14 protein-coding genes are annotated in these 14,507 nt (G+C 56.8%); 11 read left to right on the top strand and 3 right to left on the bottom strand.

What is annotated here, in order from left to right:
* The first annotated feature begins 1 nt into the window (after position 1).
* Positions 2-1,453: a PTS N-acetylmuramic acid transporter subunit IIBC gene (gene murP, locus B9Y90_RS17730; RefSeq protein ID WP_085542045.1), complete on the top strand. Its 1,452-nt coding sequence runs from the start codon at positions 2-4 to the stop codon at positions 1,451-1,453.
* Positions 1,454-1,455: 2 nt separating this feature from the next.
* Here the strand turns inward: murP and B9Y90_RS17725 are convergent, their stop codons facing one another.
* Together B9Y90_RS17725 and B9Y90_RS17720 are read right to left on the bottom strand one after the other, a co-directional pair.
* Positions 1,456-2,256 carry a helix-turn-helix transcriptional regulator gene (locus B9Y90_RS17725; protein WP_085542044.1) on the bottom strand — a complete coding sequence of 267 codons (801 nt, stop codon included), beginning with the start codon at positions 2,254-2,256 and terminating at the stop codon, positions 1,456-1,458.
* Positions 2,257-2,265: 9 nt separating this feature from the next.
* Positions 2,266-2,817: a kinase inhibitor gene (locus tag B9Y90_RS17720; protein ID WP_085542043.1), complete on the bottom strand. Its 552-nt coding sequence runs from the start codon at positions 2,815-2,817 to the stop codon at positions 2,266-2,268.
* Positions 2,818-3,120: 303 nt separating this feature from the next.
* Here B9Y90_RS17720 and tauA point away from each other — a divergent pair, with 303 nt between their 5' ends.
* From tauA to tauD, 4 genes are read left to right on the top strand one after another with little or no spacing between them, the layout of a single operon-like run.
* Positions 3,121-4,095 (top strand): taurine ABC transporter substrate-binding protein, encoded by a 975-nt coding sequence (gene tauA, locus B9Y90_RS17715; protein ID WP_085542042.1) that lies wholly within the window; start codon positions 3,121-3,123, stop codon positions 4,093-4,095.
* 15 nt (positions 4,096-4,110) lie between these two features.
* Complete coding sequence (gene tauB, locus B9Y90_RS17710; RefSeq protein ID WP_085542041.1) at positions 4,111-4,878, top strand: taurine ABC transporter ATP-binding subunit; 768 nt, start codon at positions 4,111-4,113, stop codon at positions 4,876-4,878.
* On the top strand, positions 4,875-5,702 hold the full coding sequence (gene tauC, locus B9Y90_RS17705; RefSeq protein ID WP_085542040.1) for a taurine ABC transporter permease TauC: 828 nt from the start codon (positions 4,875-4,877) through the stop codon (positions 5,700-5,702). The genes tauB and tauC overlap by 4 nt, the downstream gene beginning before the upstream one ends.
* Positions 5,699-6,547 carry a taurine dioxygenase gene (gene tauD, locus B9Y90_RS17700; protein WP_085542039.1) on the top strand — a complete coding sequence of 283 codons (849 nt, stop codon included), beginning with the start codon at positions 5,699-5,701 and terminating at the stop codon, positions 6,545-6,547. The genes tauC and tauD overlap by 4 nt, the downstream gene beginning before the upstream one ends.
* Positions 6,548-6,590: 43 nt before the next feature.
* Here the strand turns inward: tauD and nepI are convergent, their stop codons facing one another.
* Positions 6,591-7,772, bottom strand: coding sequence for a purine ribonucleoside efflux pump NepI (gene nepI, locus B9Y90_RS17695; protein WP_085542038.1), 1,182 nt, complete (start codon positions 7,770-7,772; stop codon positions 6,591-6,593).
* A 588-nt stretch (positions 7,773-8,360) separates the two neighbouring features.
* On the opposite strand from nepI, the gene fimA reads away from it, so the two are divergent.
* The 6 genes from fimA (at position 8,361) to sfmF (ending at position 14,462) form a co-directional block, all read left to right on the top strand.
* Positions 8,361-8,915 carry a type 1 fimbrial major subunit FimA gene (gene fimA, locus B9Y90_RS17690; protein ID WP_039287876.1) on the top strand — a complete coding sequence of 185 codons (555 nt, stop codon included), beginning with the start codon at positions 8,361-8,363 and terminating at the stop codon, positions 8,913-8,915.
* 78 nt (positions 8,916-8,993) lie between these two features.
* Positions 8,994-9,539 carry a type 1 fimbrial protein subunit FimI gene (gene fimI, locus B9Y90_RS17685; protein ID WP_039296303.1) on the top strand — a complete coding sequence of 182 codons (546 nt, stop codon included), beginning with the start codon at positions 8,994-8,996 and terminating at the stop codon, positions 9,537-9,539.
* 44 nt (positions 9,540-9,583) lie between these two features.
* Positions 9,584-10,279 (top strand): type 1 fimbria chaperone FimC, encoded by a 696-nt coding sequence (gene fimC / locus B9Y90_RS17680; protein WP_085542076.1) that lies wholly within the window; start codon positions 9,584-9,586, stop codon positions 10,277-10,279.
* Between the two features lie 31 nt (positions 10,280-10,310).
* A complete protein-coding gene (locus B9Y90_RS17675; RefSeq protein ID WP_085542037.1) occupies positions 10,311-12,905 on the top strand; it encodes a fimbrial biogenesis usher protein in 2,595 nt (864 codons plus the stop codon).
* Between the two features lie 27 nt (positions 12,906-12,932).
* Positions 12,933-13,937, top strand: coding sequence for a type 1 fimbria D-mannose specific adhesin FimH (gene fimH, locus B9Y90_RS17670; protein WP_039287871.1), 1,005 nt, complete (start codon positions 12,933-12,935; stop codon positions 13,935-13,937).
* A gap of 9 nt (positions 13,938-13,946) precedes the next feature.
* On the top strand, positions 13,947-14,462 hold the full coding sequence (sfmF, locus tag B9Y90_RS17665; RefSeq protein ID WP_039287868.1) for a fimbria assembly protein: 516 nt from the start codon (positions 13,947-13,949) through the stop codon (positions 14,460-14,462).
* Positions 14,463-14,507 lie beyond the last annotated feature (45 nt).

Raw genomic sequence — 14,507 nt, 5'->3', positions numbered from 1 at the left:
TATGGCGAAAATCACCGGCTCGATGATGGAAGACATCCTGCGCCTGACGGGCGGCAGCGGCAATATTCTTGTCTGCGGCAACTGCATGACGCGCCTCAGGCTGACGCTCAAAAACAGAGATCTCGTTCAGCACGACGACCTGAAGAAAATTCCCGGCGTGATGGGCGTGGTCAACGGCGACGACCAGCTGCAAATTATTCTCGGTCCTGGCAAAGCGCAAACCGCCAGCGAGCTGATGAATTCGATGCTCAGGCTGGAGGGCTTAAGCGAGCCGGAGCGTGGCGAAAGTGCGGACCTGGCCGCGCTCGCCAGCCAGAACAAACAGCAGATGAAGGCGAAGCAGAACAGCGCGGTGCATAACTTCCTCACCAAGTTTGCCACCATCTTCACGCCGCTGATCCCGGGCTTTATTGCCGCCGGGCTGCTGCTGGGGATTGCCACGCTGCTGCAGCAAACATTGGTGGTGGAAGGCACAACCCCTGCGGCATGGCTGACCCAGCTTATCGCCTATATGAAGGTGTTCAGTATCGGGCTGTTTACCTTCCTGAGCATTCTGATTGGCTTCAACACCCAGAAAGCTTTCGGCGGTACCGGCGTAAACGGGGCGATCATTGCCTCGCTGTTTATTCTGCGCTACGTGCCGGAAGGTAAAGTGGGCTATTACGCCGGAATGGATACCTTCTTCGGGCTGGCTATCGATCCGCGCGGCAACATTATTGGCGTGCTGCTGGCCTGTATGCTCGGGGCGTGGATCGAACGTCAGGTTCGACGGATGATCCCGGACAACCTGGATATGATCCTTACCTCGACGATGACCTTATTGATCACCGGGGCGATTACCTTTGTGGCGATCATGCCCATCGGCGGCGAGCTGTTCAAAGGCATGTCGTGGCTGTTTATGCACCTGAACGGCAACCCGTTCGGCACGGCGATTCTGGCCGGGCTGTTCCTGATTGCCGTGGTGTTTGGTATTCACCAGGGATTTGTCCCGGTCTATTTCGCGCTGATGGATGCTCAGGGCTTTAACTCGCTGTTCCCGATTCTGGCGATGGCCGGTGCGGGACAGGTGGGAGCGGCGCTGGCCCTGTTTGCCCGTTCGCCGAAAGGCTCGGTCCTGCGCACGCAAATCAAAGGGGCGATTATTCCCGGCCTGCTGGGCATTGGCGAGCCGCTGATTTACGGCGTGACGCTGCCGCGCCTTAAGCCGTTTATCACCGCCTGTATCGGCGGCGGGATTGGCGGGTTCTTCATCGGGCTGGTGGCCTGGCTGGGGCTGCCTGTCGGGCTGAATACGGTGTTTGGGCCGTCGGGTTTGGTGTCGATTCCGCTGATGACTTCTCATCAGGGGATCTTCGCCGGGATGGCGGTTTACGTTGCCGGGATTGTTATCGCCTACGTGGCCGGGTTTATCATGACCTGGTGCTTTGGCTGTAAGAACGTTGATTTGAGCTGAATTTACTGCGCTTTAGCGGCCTGCCGCAGCGCGCGCGGCGTTATCTGGAAGCGTTTTTGAAAACGAGCGGTAAAGCGAGACGGACAAAGATAGCCGTTCTCTCTTGCCACTTCGCTTATCGGGGTGTGCGTTGTCTGGATGGCGGCGAGGGCGTTATTCAGCCTCACGTCATCCAGCAGGTTCTGGAAACTTTCGCCTTCGGCGGCGAGGTGGCGGCGCAGCGTTGAGGTGGACATAAACAGCTGACGCGCCATTTCCGGGGCTGTCCAGCGCGCGCCAGGGTTGGCCAGCAAAAGGTTCTGGCAGCGACTGACCAGCGAATCCTGCGGATGAGAGAGAAAAAGATCGCTGATGTTGTTCTTCCCCAGCGTCAGCAAAATCGCCATCGCCAGATGTTCTAAAACCTGAGCTGGCAGCTTTTTCTGCAGGGCACTTTTTAATTGTTCCCAGCAGAAAACCAGCCCTTCATTTTGCCGTAAACAAAAGCCACGTTTGCTCTCTTCCTGCGGCTCCAGAGGATAAAACTGCCGGAAGCGCTGAATTAATCCCGGCGGCAGATAGAGCATTTCTGCCAGATAAAAACCGCCCTCGGGATAATTAGCAATGCCAAACTCATGCCCGGAGGGAAACAGGATTATCTGGCTGTTATTGGCAATATCGTTTTGCTCGCCCCAGCTCACCACTTTTTTACCCTGGCGAATGCGGCATAAGGCAGGCATCAGCAGTTTAACCCGATGGAGTTCGTGGGCCTGATACATGCGAATTTCCTGTATCGCCACGCGCGACTCTGCCTCTGCCTGCATAATAACTCCTTACTTGATGCCGTAGACCGGAACCACTTCTGTCGTGGCTATTTTGTTGGCGGTTAACATGTAGCCAACCAGGGCGCCGCTGGCGTTGGCGTCAATCGGCAGCTTGTCGGTTTTTAATGCCCAGACTTTAAAGTGGTAATGATGCGGTTGATCGCCCTTTGGCGGACATGCGCCACCAAAGCCAGCATAACCATAATCGTTTCTGCCCTGAACAGCGCCAGTCGGAAGTTTTGTGCCGTCTTTATTCCCCGCGTCGGCGGCAAGAGACGTTACGGCGACGGGAATATTCACCACCGTCCAGTGCCACCAGCCGCTGCCAGTAGGAGCGTCCGGGTCGTAGGCGGTCACGGCAAAACTTTTGGTGCCTTTTGGCGCGCCTGACCAGCTCAGTTCGGGTGACTGATTGCCACCGGAGCAGCCAAAGCCTTCGAAGACCTGCGCTGTTGCAAGCGGCGTCCCGCTTTTCATCTCGCTACTTTTTACCTGAAACCCAGCGGCTTCGGCGGATAACGATAAAAATGCCAGCGCGGCAACCACAATATGCTTTTTCATAACGACCTCTTGCTTGTTGGAATAATGCTTATTTTAGGGAAGCCGTGAAAGGCATTTCGTGCAGAACGGCGCGCCAATCGTGCCAAAAAGGTCAGAATGGCTTTATTTGCCGCCAGGAAAGAAACGTTTTTAATCATTTGTTTCCCGCCAAATAAGACAGGTGTTTTATTTATTGCCGCTCAATAACTATCGATACTCACTTTTTTTCTAAGGACGGAAAGGCATTAGCGATAATTTTTTATTCTTTTATGGAATCGTTGTCGTTGGAAATACTGCTTTCTCCCCCGAGACAGGAGCAGAATCATGGCAGCAAAACGACACTCACTCTGGCTGGTTGCACTGGCCTTAATCGCAGCTCAGGCCCACGCGGTGGACGTCACCGTGGCGTATCAAACCTCCGCCGAACCCGCCAAAGTTGCGCAAGCCGATGACGCTTTTGCCAAAGACAGCGGGGCGAAAGTGGAATGGCGTAAGTTCGACAGCGGCGCGAGCGTGGTGCGGGCGCTGGCCTCGGGCGATGTGCAAATCGGCAATATCGGCTCCAGCCCGCTGGCCGTTGCCGCCAGCCAGAACGTACCGATTGAAGTTTTCCTGCTGGCCTCCCGGCTCGGTAACTCCGAAGCGCTGGTGGTCAAAAAAGGCATCAAAACGCCGCAGGACTTGATCGGCAAACGCATCGCCGTGCCGTTTATCTCCACCACCCATTACAGCCTGCTGGCTGCCCTCAAACATTGGGGCATCAAGCCGGATCAGGTGCAAATCCTTAACCTTCAGCCTCCGGCAATCATCGCCGCCTGGCAGCGCGGGGACATCGACGCCGCTTACGTTTGGGCTCCGGCAGTGAACGAGCTGGAAAAAGACGGCAACGTGCTGACGGATTCGGCGCAGGTGGGCCAATGGGGCTCCCCAACGCTCGATGTCTGGGTAGTGCGTAAAGACTTTGCCGAAAAACACCCCGATGTGGTCACCGCTTTTGCCCGCAGCGCCGTTGCTGCTCAGCAAAGCTATCTCACCAACCCGGATGGCTGGCTTAAACAGCCGGACAACCTGAGCAAGCTTTCGCGTCTGAGCGGCGTGCCGGAAAGCGACGTCCCGGGGCTGGTGAAGGGCAATACCTACCTGACGGCGACGCAGCAGGTTGAACAGCTTAGCGGCCCGGTGAACAAAGCCATCGTGGACACCGCGCACTTCCTGAAAGAGCAGGGCAAAGTGCCGGCGGTCGCCACCGATTATAGCCAGTTTGTGACCGACCGCTTCGTGAAGCCGCTGGCGCAGTAAACAGGAGACACGGCGATGCTACAGGTTTCGCATCTCAGCGCGGAGTACGGCGGCAAGCCGGTACTCGACGACATTAATCTGACGGTGGACGAGGGCGAGCTGCTGGTGGTGCTCGGCCCTTCCGGCTGCGGTAAGACCACGCTGCTTAACCTGATCGCCGGTTTCGTCCCTTATCACTCCGGCAGCATTACGCTGCAGGGCAAAACGGTTGCAGGCCCCGGCGCCGAGCGCGGGGTTGTTTTTCAGAACGAAGGGCTGCTGCCCTGGCGCTCGGTGCTGCATAACGTGGCCTTCGGGCTGCAGCTTGCCGGGCAGGCTAAGCCCGAGCGCGAAGAGATTGCGCTCGACATGCTGCGCAAGGTAGGGCTGGAAGATAAGGCAAAAAACGCCATCTGGCAGCTTTCGGGCGGGCAGCGGCAGCGGGTGGGCATTGCCCGGGCGCTGGCGACGAAGCCCCAGCTTTTGCTGCTGGACGAGCCGTTTGGCGCACTGGATGCCTTTACCCGCGAGCAGATGCAAACCCTGCTGCTGAAGCTGTGGCACGAAAGCCGTCGGCAGGTGCTGCTGATCACCCACGACATTGAGGAAGCCGTCTTTCTGGCGACGGAGCTGGTCTTGCTATCGCCTGGCCCTGGCCGCGTCCTGGAGCGGCTCCCGCTTGATTTTGGCCGCCGCTTTGCCGCCGGGGAGCCGTGCCGCAGCATCAAATCTGACCCGGAATTTATCGCCAAACGTGAATACGTGCTGAGCCGCGTGTTCGATCAGCGGGAGGGCTTCTTATGAGCGTCGTTATTCAGGACAAACCCGTGCGCCGCAAATTAGCGTGGCGCTGGCCGTTTTCGCGTCAGCTCACCCTGAGCGCAACCACACTGGGGGTGTTGGTGCTGCTGTGGTGGTGGGTAGCGGCGCAGCACTGGATAAGCCCGCTGTTTCTGCCGCCGCCGGGTCAGGTGCTGGCGAAGCTTATCACCATCGCCGGGCCGCAGGGCTTTATGGACGCCACGCTGTGGCAGCACCTGGCCGCGAGCCTGGGACGCATTCTTACCGCGCTCGCCGCTGCGGTACTGATTGGTATTCCGGTGGGCATTGCGATGGGGTTGAGTCCCACCGTGCGCGGCATTCTTGATCCGCTGATCGAGCTTTACCGTCCGGTGCCGCCGCTGGCCTATTTACCGCTGATGGTGATTTGGTTTGGCATCGGCGAGACATCTAAAATCCTGCTGATTTACCTGGCGATTTTTGCGCCCGTGGCCATGTCCACCATGGCGGGCGTGCGCAGCGCGAAGCAGGTACGCCTTCGTGCCGCTCAGGCGCTCGGCGCATCTCGCTGGCAGGTTATCTGGCATGTGATTTTGCCGGGCGCGCTGCCGGAAATTCTGACCGGGTTCCGCATTGGGCTGGGCGTGGGCTGGTCCACGCTGGTGGCCGCAGAGCTTATCGCTGCCACGCGTGGGCTGGGCTTTATGGTGCAGTCCGCCGGTGAGTTTCTGGCGACCGACGTGGTGCTGGCCGGTATCGGCGTCATTGCCGTCATCGCATTTTGTTTAGAACTGGGGCTGCGGGCGCTACAGCGCCGCCTGACCCCGTGGCATGGAGAAGGGCAATGAGTGAAAAAGTGAACATTAAGCCGTTGGGGCCGTATATCGGGGCGCAGGTCGACGGCGTGGATTTAACGCGCGGCCTGAGCGACAACCAGTTCGAGCAGATTTACCACGCGCTGATCCGCCACCAGGTGCTGTTCTTCCGCGAACAGGAAATCACGCCCGCACAGCAGCGCGCGCTGGCTTTGCGCTTTGGCGACCTGCATATTCACCCGGTTTACCCGCATGCCGAAGGGGTGGAAGAAATTATCGTGCTGGATACCCACAACGATAATCCGCCGGATAACGACAACTGGCACACCGACGTGACCTTTATTGAAACGCCGCCTGCCGGGGCGATTCTGGCGGCGAAACAGCTGCCGGAAACCGGTGGAGATACGCTGTGGACCAGCGGGATTGCCGCTTATGAGGCGCTGTCCGAACCGTTTAAAACGCTGTTATCCGGGCTGGAGGCGGAGCACGATTTCCGTAAATCGTTCCCGGAGTACAAATACGCCCACAGCGACGTCGAACACCAGCGCTGGCGCGAAGCCGTGGCGAAGAACCCGCCGCTGCGCCATCCGGTGATTCGCACGCATCCGATCAGCGGCAAGCAGGCGCTGTTTGTCAACGAAGGCTTTACCACGCGCATTGTTAACCTGACGGAAAAAGAGAGCGAGACGCTGCTGGACTTCCTGTTTGCCCACATCACCAAACCGGAGTTCCAGGTGCGCTGGCGCTGGCAGCAAAACGATATTGCCATCTGGGATAACCGCGTCACGCAGCATTACGCCAACGCCGATTATCTCCCGGCCCGCCGCATTATGCACCGTGCGACAATCCTGGGGGATAAGCCTTTCTGGCGCGGTTGATAAAAAAATAGCGCCTGATACCCGGCGCTATTTTTAGCTGTTTTTAAGCCCTAACCTTCACCGCAACCAGCACCGCCGTCAGCAGCATCAGGCTGCCGGACAAGATGAGCGGTGCCAGCAGGCCGAGGTTATCCAGCGCCAGGCCGCCGACAGCCGCCCCGCAGGTGTTGGCCAACTGGATCACGGCCACCTGAATCGACCCGGCTTTTTCCGCCTGATCCGCCAGCGAGCGGGTTATCCACGTCGACCAGCCGACCGGCACGAGGGCAAAGGCCAGTCCCCAGACAATGGCAATGACTGACGCCACGGCTTTGTTCGCCCCCCACAGAACCAGTACCGCAGCGCTGATAGCGAGGATGAGCGGCGCACAGGCCAGGGCCAGCTTGAGTGAGCGTTTCAGGATCGGGGCGGAAAGTGAGGTGCCGATGAAGCTGGCGATACCAAAGCTCAACAGCACCAGCGTCAGGCCGTCCACGTCAAAGCCTGACAGGGTCATATAAACCGGGCGGATATAGGTAAAGAAGGAGAACTGCCCGGCGAACGCCATGAAAATAGCCAGCATACCCGCCAGCACGCCCGGGCGTTTGAGCAGGCCAGACATGTTTTGCTTCTGGTGCGCCGCTTCGCCCGGCAGAGAAGGCAGCGCTTTCCAGACCCACAGAATACAGGCGACCCCCATCAGGGCGGCGGCGTTAAAGACGTTACGCCAGCCAATGATCCCCCCAAGAAAGCTGCCCAGCGGGGCGGCAATCACTAACGCAATCGAGACGGCCCCGAAGATCACGGACAGCGCCTTAGGCACCGTGCGCGCGGGAACAAGGCGCATGGTCAGTGAGGCCGACATGGCCCAGAAACCGCCCAGCGCCAGCCCAAGGCAGGCGCGACCCAGCAGCAACAGAGTAAAATTACCCGCGAACGAAACCAGCAGGCAGGAGGCGGTGAGCAAAACAGCAAAAAGCAGTACCACGCGGCGGCGATCGGTCGACCCAATCAGGTTGGTGATAAACAGGCTGGCGAACATCGCCACAAAGGCGGTGACCGTGACCGATTGCCCGGCAAGGCCTTCTGAGATATTCAATTCCTGCGCCATCGGCGTCAGCAGGCTAACCGGCAAAAACTCAACGGTAATCAGGCAGGCCACGCAAAACGCGATGGCAAAGACTGCCGACCAGTTGGGGCGGGTTATTGAGTTTGCCGGAATGGCATGGGGGGCTGTTTCATTCATCCTGAAGTCCTGGGTCAAAGTGCGGGGCAAGCCTTCCAGTGTATCATCGCTTGCGCAACGTCTTTAACCTTTTGGCAACTTCACTCAGTATTGCGCATTAGGTGTTCAAAACCCTCTTTCTTGAATGAAACACAAAACAAACAAATTTAACAAAAAATGAACAATATTCTGGTGCTAAGAGAACAATATAACCCCCTAAATTAACGAGCCTTTTATCCCTTTCTACCCGTTTTCCCGAAATGTTTCCCCGGTATTTTCTTAGGTCTTATTAAGACCGCGCTTATATAACATAAAGAATTGGCATCTGTTACTTAATTCAAATTTGGCTTAATTTAGCCACACTTCGTAACCCATCACGAATATATAAAAATTTCATCTTGAATTATTAAAGATAACGTCGTTCGGCGCATTAAATAATACGCTGGGGAAACGTTTGTCTTTAATTCTAATGAAACCACTAAGCATTCTAAGGAATTCCCACAGGATGTGGGGAATGCGTTATGCGGTCATTTAAGACCGATGATGATTCAAACGGAGTCATGAAGGATGCATAACTCCGATGTGCGTTTTATATATGAAGGAATACCCATGAAATTAAGCAAAATCGCCTCTTCTCTGATCGCCACCGTTGCTCTGGTGAGCGGTGCCGCTAACGCAGCAGATCCTGTTACCGTTAATGGCGGGACCGTACACTTCCAGGGCGAGCTGGTTAATGCCGCTTGCGCAGTGAGCACGCAGTCCGACGGCCAGATCGTTAAACTGGGTCAGTACCGTACCGCAGCTTTCACCAAAGTGGGCGATACCTCTTCCCAGATCCCATTCAACATCGTTCTGACCGACTGCGATAGCACCGTTGCGGCCACCGCTTCTGTGGCATTCACCGGCCAGACTGATGCGACCGACCCAACGCTGCTGGCGGTAAACTCTGGCGGTAACGCAACTACCGCGAAAGGCGTAGGTATCGAGATCCTGGATCGTACCTCTAAGACCCTGTCTCCGAACGGTTCTACCTTCTCTACCGCTCAGACTCTGAACGACGGTGAGAACACCATTCCGTTCACCGCTCGCTATAAAGCAACTGCGGCAACCGCCACTGCCGGTGCTGCGAACGCGGACGCAACTTTCGTTATGAAATACGAATAATCAGCCACGGCTGAGAGCACAGGGATGATTCAGCCTCATGGATGAGGCTTGTCCGACGCGAGTCCAGAGAGGACGATGATGATAAGGAAAATCCTGCTCCTGGCGATGCTGGCTGCGGTGAATCCCGTTCAGGCAAAGCGCATTGTGGTTATCCACGGTGGGGAAGTGCATATGCAGGGTGAGCTGGTTAACGGCGCCTGCGCCGTCGCGCCTGAAAGTCAGGAAATGACGGTGCAAATGGGCCAGTACCCGAGCAACGTATTTAAAGATGTTGGCAGCTACGCGCCGCCCAGCATCCCTTTTACCCTTCGGCTGACGGACTGTCGCCCGGAGGTTTATGACCATGTGGGCATCGCGTTTCAGGGGTCTACTCCGGCGGAAGATCCGCTGGTCTTTCTGGCCACGTCCAGCGTAAGTGGCAATGATGCCAGCAGCGGCATTGGCCTCGCGTTATTTGACCCACAGCAGCAGTTGATTATTCCCAATAGCGAACCGGCGTCTTATTCGGAAATAACCACGCAGGAAATGAGTTTTCATTTTACTGCCCGTTATCGTGCGGTTTCAAAGCATATGTCGCCCGGAAATATTCGCTCTGACGTCTGGTTCACGCTGGTTTATCCCTGAACCTCTGCTTCTCCATTCTGGCTATTTTGATGGTACCTGTCGTGATGAACAAATTATATAAAGCCGTTTCGGCACTGATGCTCTCTTTAATGATGGTTGCTTTTAATGCGCAGGCAGCAGGCGGTATTGCCCTGGGCGCCACGCGCGTAATTTACCCGGCCGATGCGAAACAAACCTCGCTGGCTATCACCAACAGCGATCCGAAAGAACGCTTCCTGGTGAACTCATGGATCGAGAACGATCTGGGGCAGAAAGAGAAAAGTTTTGTGGTCACGCCGCCGCTGTTTGTCAGCGAGCCAAAAAGTGAAAACACGCTGCGTATTATCTACGCCGGACCTGCGCTACCGACGGATCGGGAGTCCATTTTCTGGATGAACGTGAAGGCCATCCCTTCCGTGGATAAAAACAGCGTTGAGGGCAAAAACGTCCTTCAACTGGCGGTGCTTTCCCGCATCAAACTGTTCGTGCGCCCTAAAAATCTGCAGATGCAGCCGGAAGATGCGCTGAAAGAGATTCGCTTCGCGCGCAGCGGCCAGTACCTGAAGATCAGCAACCCTTCGCCTTACTACGTTTCGCTGGTCAACCTGAAGATGGGGAGTGAAAAACTGCCTAACACCATGGTGGCGCCAAAAAATAGCGTGCAGGTTGCGGTGCCGTCCGGCGTTCAGGGGGCAGTGAGCTTCCAGACCGTTAACGACTACGGCGCGGTGACCAAAGCACAAGCGGGTGTCATGCAGTAACGCCAGGCTGGCAAAGGGAAGCAGGTAAATCATGAAGAGATCAGTCTCGCGTAAGGTGTTTACGCTAGCGCCGCTGGCGGCGACCATTGTGGCATCACTCTGGCCCGCGTTCGCTGCCGCCGAGAGCTATTTCAACCCGGCATTTTTGTCGGACGATACCGCGACGGTGGCGGATCTGTCTCGTTTCGAAAAAGGCAGCAGCCAGCCGCCGGGCGTTTATCGTGTAGACATCTGGCGCAACGATGAATTTGTTGCCACCGAAGACGTGCATTTTACCGCGACAGAATCGAAAGTCCCTGCTTCTGAAGCCGTGAAGTCCGGCGGGCTGACGGCCTGTCTCGACGTTGACTGGCTCAAGCGTCTTGGGCTGAATATGCTGGCGTATCCTGAGCTGGCGAAATATAAATCCGGCGAGTGCGTTCCCGTGACGACGGCGGTACCCGGCGCTGAAGTGAGCTATGACTTTTCGCGCCTGCGGCTTGATATTAGCCTGCCTCAGGCCTCTTTAATCAACAGCGCCCGTGGCTACATTCCACCCGATCAGTGGGATGAAGGGATCCCCGCAGCGCTGCTGAACTACACCTTCACCGGCAACCGGGGCACTTACAACGACAGCTATTATCTGAACCTGCAAAGCGGCCTGAATCTGGGCCCGTGGCGTCTGCGCAATAACGGCGCATGGAACTACACCAGCGGTGATGGCCACCACCAGAATCAATGGCAGAACATCAGCACCACGCTGCAGCGCACGATTATCCCGCTCAAGGGCGAGCTGGTCATGGGCGACAGCAACACCGGCAGCGATGTGTTCGACAGCCTCGGGTTTCGTGGGGCACGCCTCTATTCTTCCGACAGCATGTACCCGGACAGCCTGCAGGGCTACGCGCCAACCGTGCGCGGAATTGCGCGTACCAACGCCAAAATTGTTGTCCGTCAGAATGGCTACGTGATTTATCAGAGCTACGTTTCTCCGGGCGCGTTCGCCATCAGCGATCTTAACCCGACGTCTTCAAGCGGTGACTTAGAAGTGACGGTAGAAGAGAAAGATGGTTCTGTGCAGAAGTACACCGTGCCTTATTCCACCGTGCCGATGCTGCAGCGTGAAGGTCGGTTTAAATATGACGTGGTGATGGGGGATTTCCGCAGCGGGAATAATCAGCAGGATAAGCCGTTCTTTACTCAGGGTACGCTGATTGCCGGCCTGCCGAATGGCTACACCGCCTATGGCGGAACACAGCTGGCAGAACGCTATACCGCCGTCGCGTTAGGTGCCGGTAAAAACCTCGGTGACTGGGGGGCGATTTCGCTCGATCTTACCCATGCACGCAGCAAGCTGGCGGATGACAGTGAGCATCAGGGGCAGTCGCTGCGCTTCCTGTATGCCAAATCCCTGAGCGGCTACGGGACCAACTTCCAACTGCTGGGCTATCGCTACTCCACGCGCGGTTTTTACACTCTGGATGATGTGGCTTACCGGAATATGGAAGGCTACCAGTACGAGTGGCAAAACAACGACAGCAATCGCCAGGAGCTGGTGGCGACCAGCTATCACAACCTCCGCTACAACAAAAAGGGCCGATTTCAGGTCAACATCTCCCAGTCGCTGGGCGATTACGGCTCGGTCTACGTTTCTGGTAGCCAGCAAACTTACTGGGGAACCGATCAGGACAATACCTGGTACCAGCTGGGGTACTCCAGCGGTTGGCGCGGGATCAGCTACTCACTTTCCTGGTCGTGGAGTAAGTCGCTCGGCCTGGCAGACACCAACCGGATTGTCGCCTTCAATCTTTCGATTCCGTTTAGCACGCTGCTTGGGCACGGTTATTCGCGCGATACGGCGTTGGATCGTGCCTATGCCACGATGGCCACAAGCCGCAGCTCTGACGGCAAAAACAGCTGGCAAACCGGGGTCGGCGGCACGCTGTTGGAAGGCCGTAACCTGAACTACAGCGTCAGCCAGGGGCATACCAGCAATAACGGCTATTCCGGCAGCGCCACCGCCAACTGGCAGGCAACGTACGGCACGCTTGGCCTGGGCTACAACTATGACCGCAATCAGCATGACTTCAACTGGCAGGCTTCTGGCGGCGTGGTCGGCCATGTGGACGGGGTGACTTTCAGCCAGCCGCTGGGAGATACCAACGTATTGATTAAAGCGCCTGGCGCTTCCGGCGTCAGCATTGAAAACCAGACCGGGGTGAAAACGGACTGGCGCGGCTATGCCGTCATGCCGTATGCCACGGTTTACCGCTACAACCGCGTAGCGCTGGACACCAATACAATGGACAACCACACCGACATTGAAAATAACGTTAGCAGCGTAGTGCCGACGGAGGGCGCGCTGGTTCGTGCCACCTTCGACGCCAGAATTGGCGTGCGTGCGATCCTCACCGTTAAACGCGGTGACCGCCCGGTGCCGTTTGGTTCCGTGGTGCGGGAAGAGCAAAGCGGCGTGACCAGCATGGCCGGTGACGACGGGCAGATTTACCTCAGCGGCCTGCCGCTGAAGGGCAAGCTGTTGATCCAATGGGGCGACGGGAAGGGTTCCCAGTGTCGCGCCAACTATTCCCTGCCGGAAGAGAGCCTGAAGCAGGCTGTCGTCATGGCAACCGCCACCTGTTCATAGCGTGCGGAGAGAGTCAGGAAGATGAAAATGAAACTGAACAATGTTATTGCGGGTGGCTTGCTGCTGGCCTGCGCAGGCCCTGCTGCTGCGACGGTTTGCTACAACTCAAGCGGCACCGTCACCGACGTCTCCTACGATCTGTCGGACAAATTTAACAGCAGCAATAACAACGTTGGGCAAGTGATTACCCTGGCGGAAAAAACGCAGTGGGTCGGGGTGAATGCCACCTGCCCGGCCGGCACGAGCGGTAACACGACGATGCGAAGCTACGTGACGGATTTGCCCGTTCAGGAAGTGGTGGGCAGTTATCAGTACCTGAAGATTAATGATTATCTTAACGGGGCGATGCAGATCACCGACAGCTATGCCGGTACGTTCTACCCGCCGCGCAATTACATTCAAATGGGGAGCCACCCCAACGTCTCTAAGCAGCAGCCTTTTGGTGTGCAGGATTCGAAGCTGGTGTTCCGCCTGAAGGTGACGCGCCGGTTTATTAACATGGTGCCTATCCCAAAACAGACCATGTTCCGCGTCTATGTGACGACGCGTGGCTCAGATCCTTTAAGTACGCCGGTTTACACCATCAGCTACAGCGGCAAAGTTGAAGTCCCGCAGACATGCGAAATCAACGCCGGGCAGGTAGTGGAGTTTGATTTTGGCAGCATCGGAGCATCGTTATTCAGCCAGGCCGGGGCCGGTAACCGCCCGCAAAGCGTGACCCCGCAAAGTAAAACGGTCGGCATCAAATGCACCAATATCGATGCCCAGGCTTACCTCACGCTGCGCCTTGAGGCAGAGAAAAGCAGCGGCAATATGATGATCTCCGATAACAGCGATTTGGGCTTTATCGTGGCAAACGCCAGCGGGACTCCCCTGACGCCAAACAACCTTGGCAGCAAGATTAATTTCCAGCTGGATGACGCCGCGTCGGCAAGAGTGGGAATTCGCGCCTGGCCGGTCAGCGTGACGGGCGTTAAGCCGAAGGAAGGGCCGTTCACGGCCCGTGGCTATCTGCGTGTTGATTTCGATTAAGGGGGCAGGATGAACAAATTTTTCCTGAGCGCGCTGGCCTTGCTAGTGCTCATGCCCTCTGCGAAAGCGGCCACTCCGCTGGGTGAGATCAACGTTGAGCTGCGTGGCAATATCGTGGATTACACCTGCGTTGTAGAGACGGGAAGTGATAACAAGACCGTGAAGCTGGGTTCGTGGCCGACCAAACAGCTGCGCACTGCCGGAAGCACGACGCAGGCAATGCCGTTCAACCTGAAACTAACGGGCTGTCCGCCGAGCGGCACGGCCTCCATCACCTTCAATGGAAAAAGTACCGGGACAGGTCTGCTGGCGCTCAACGCGGCCAGTACGGCGAAGAACGTGGCCATTGAGCTACTGAATGAGGATAAGTCCCGATTGTTGCTGAATAATGCCAGTAAAACGATGCAGGTTGATGCGAACGGTGATGTGACGCTGAAGTTTTGGGCCAACTACATTGCCACGGCAGACAATGCGGATGCCGGGCTGGCCAATGCGGATGCGACGTTTCTGATTAATTATAACTAAATGCGTTTTAATGATTCCAGAAAATAACCGGGAGGAGGTTCCCGG

It is taken from the genome of Cedecea sp. NFIX57, assembly GCF_900177785.1.
Classification (GTDB): domain Bacteria; phylum Pseudomonadota; class Gammaproteobacteria; order Enterobacterales; family Enterobacteriaceae; genus Cedecea; species Cedecea neteri_C.
Note: the sequence above shows the minus strand (reverse complement) of the source record. Positions and strands in the feature narration are given on the sequence as shown.

Bases quoted from the DNA above. Each gene is read 5' to 3' on its own strand.
- murP (WP_085542045.1), top strand. From the start codon at position 2: ATGGCGAAAATCACCGGCTCGATGATGGAAGACATCCTGCGCCTGACG.
- B9Y90_RS17725 (WP_085542044.1), bottom strand. From the start codon at position 2,256: ATGCAGGCAGAGGCAGAGTCGCGCGTGGCGATACAGGAAATTCGCATG.
- B9Y90_RS17720 (WP_085542043.1), bottom strand. From the start codon at position 2,817: ATGAAAAAGCATATTGTGGTTGCCGCGCTGGCATTTTTATCGTTATCC.
- tauA (WP_085542042.1), top strand. From the start codon at position 3,121: ATGGCAGCAAAACGACACTCACTCTGGCTGGTTGCACTGGCCTTAATC.
- tauB (WP_085542041.1), top strand. From the start codon at position 4,111: ATGCTACAGGTTTCGCATCTCAGCGCGGAGTACGGCGGCAAGCCGGTA.
- tauC (WP_085542040.1), top strand. From the start codon at position 4,875: ATGAGCGTCGTTATTCAGGACAAACCCGTGCGCCGCAAATTAGCGTGG.
- tauD (WP_085542039.1), top strand. From the start codon at position 5,699: ATGAGTGAAAAAGTGAACATTAAGCCGTTGGGGCCGTATATCGGGGCG.
- nepI (WP_085542038.1), bottom strand. From the start codon at position 7,772: ATGAATGAAACAGCCCCCCATGCCATTCCGGCAAACTCAATAACCCGC.
- fimA (WP_039287876.1), top strand. From the start codon at position 8,361: ATGAAATTAAGCAAAATCGCCTCTTCTCTGATCGCCACCGTTGCTCTG.
- fimI (WP_039296303.1), top strand. From the start codon at position 8,994: ATGATAAGGAAAATCCTGCTCCTGGCGATGCTGGCTGCGGTGAATCCC.
- fimC (WP_085542076.1), top strand. From the start codon at position 9,584: ATGAACAAATTATATAAAGCCGTTTCGGCACTGATGCTCTCTTTAATG.
- B9Y90_RS17675 (WP_085542037.1), top strand. From the start codon at position 10,311: ATGAAGAGATCAGTCTCGCGTAAGGTGTTTACGCTAGCGCCGCTGGCG.
- fimH (WP_039287871.1), top strand. From the start codon at position 12,933: ATGAAACTGAACAATGTTATTGCGGGTGGCTTGCTGCTGGCCTGCGCA.
- sfmF (WP_039287868.1), top strand. From the start codon at position 13,947: ATGAACAAATTTTTCCTGAGCGCGCTGGCCTTGCTAGTGCTCATGCCC.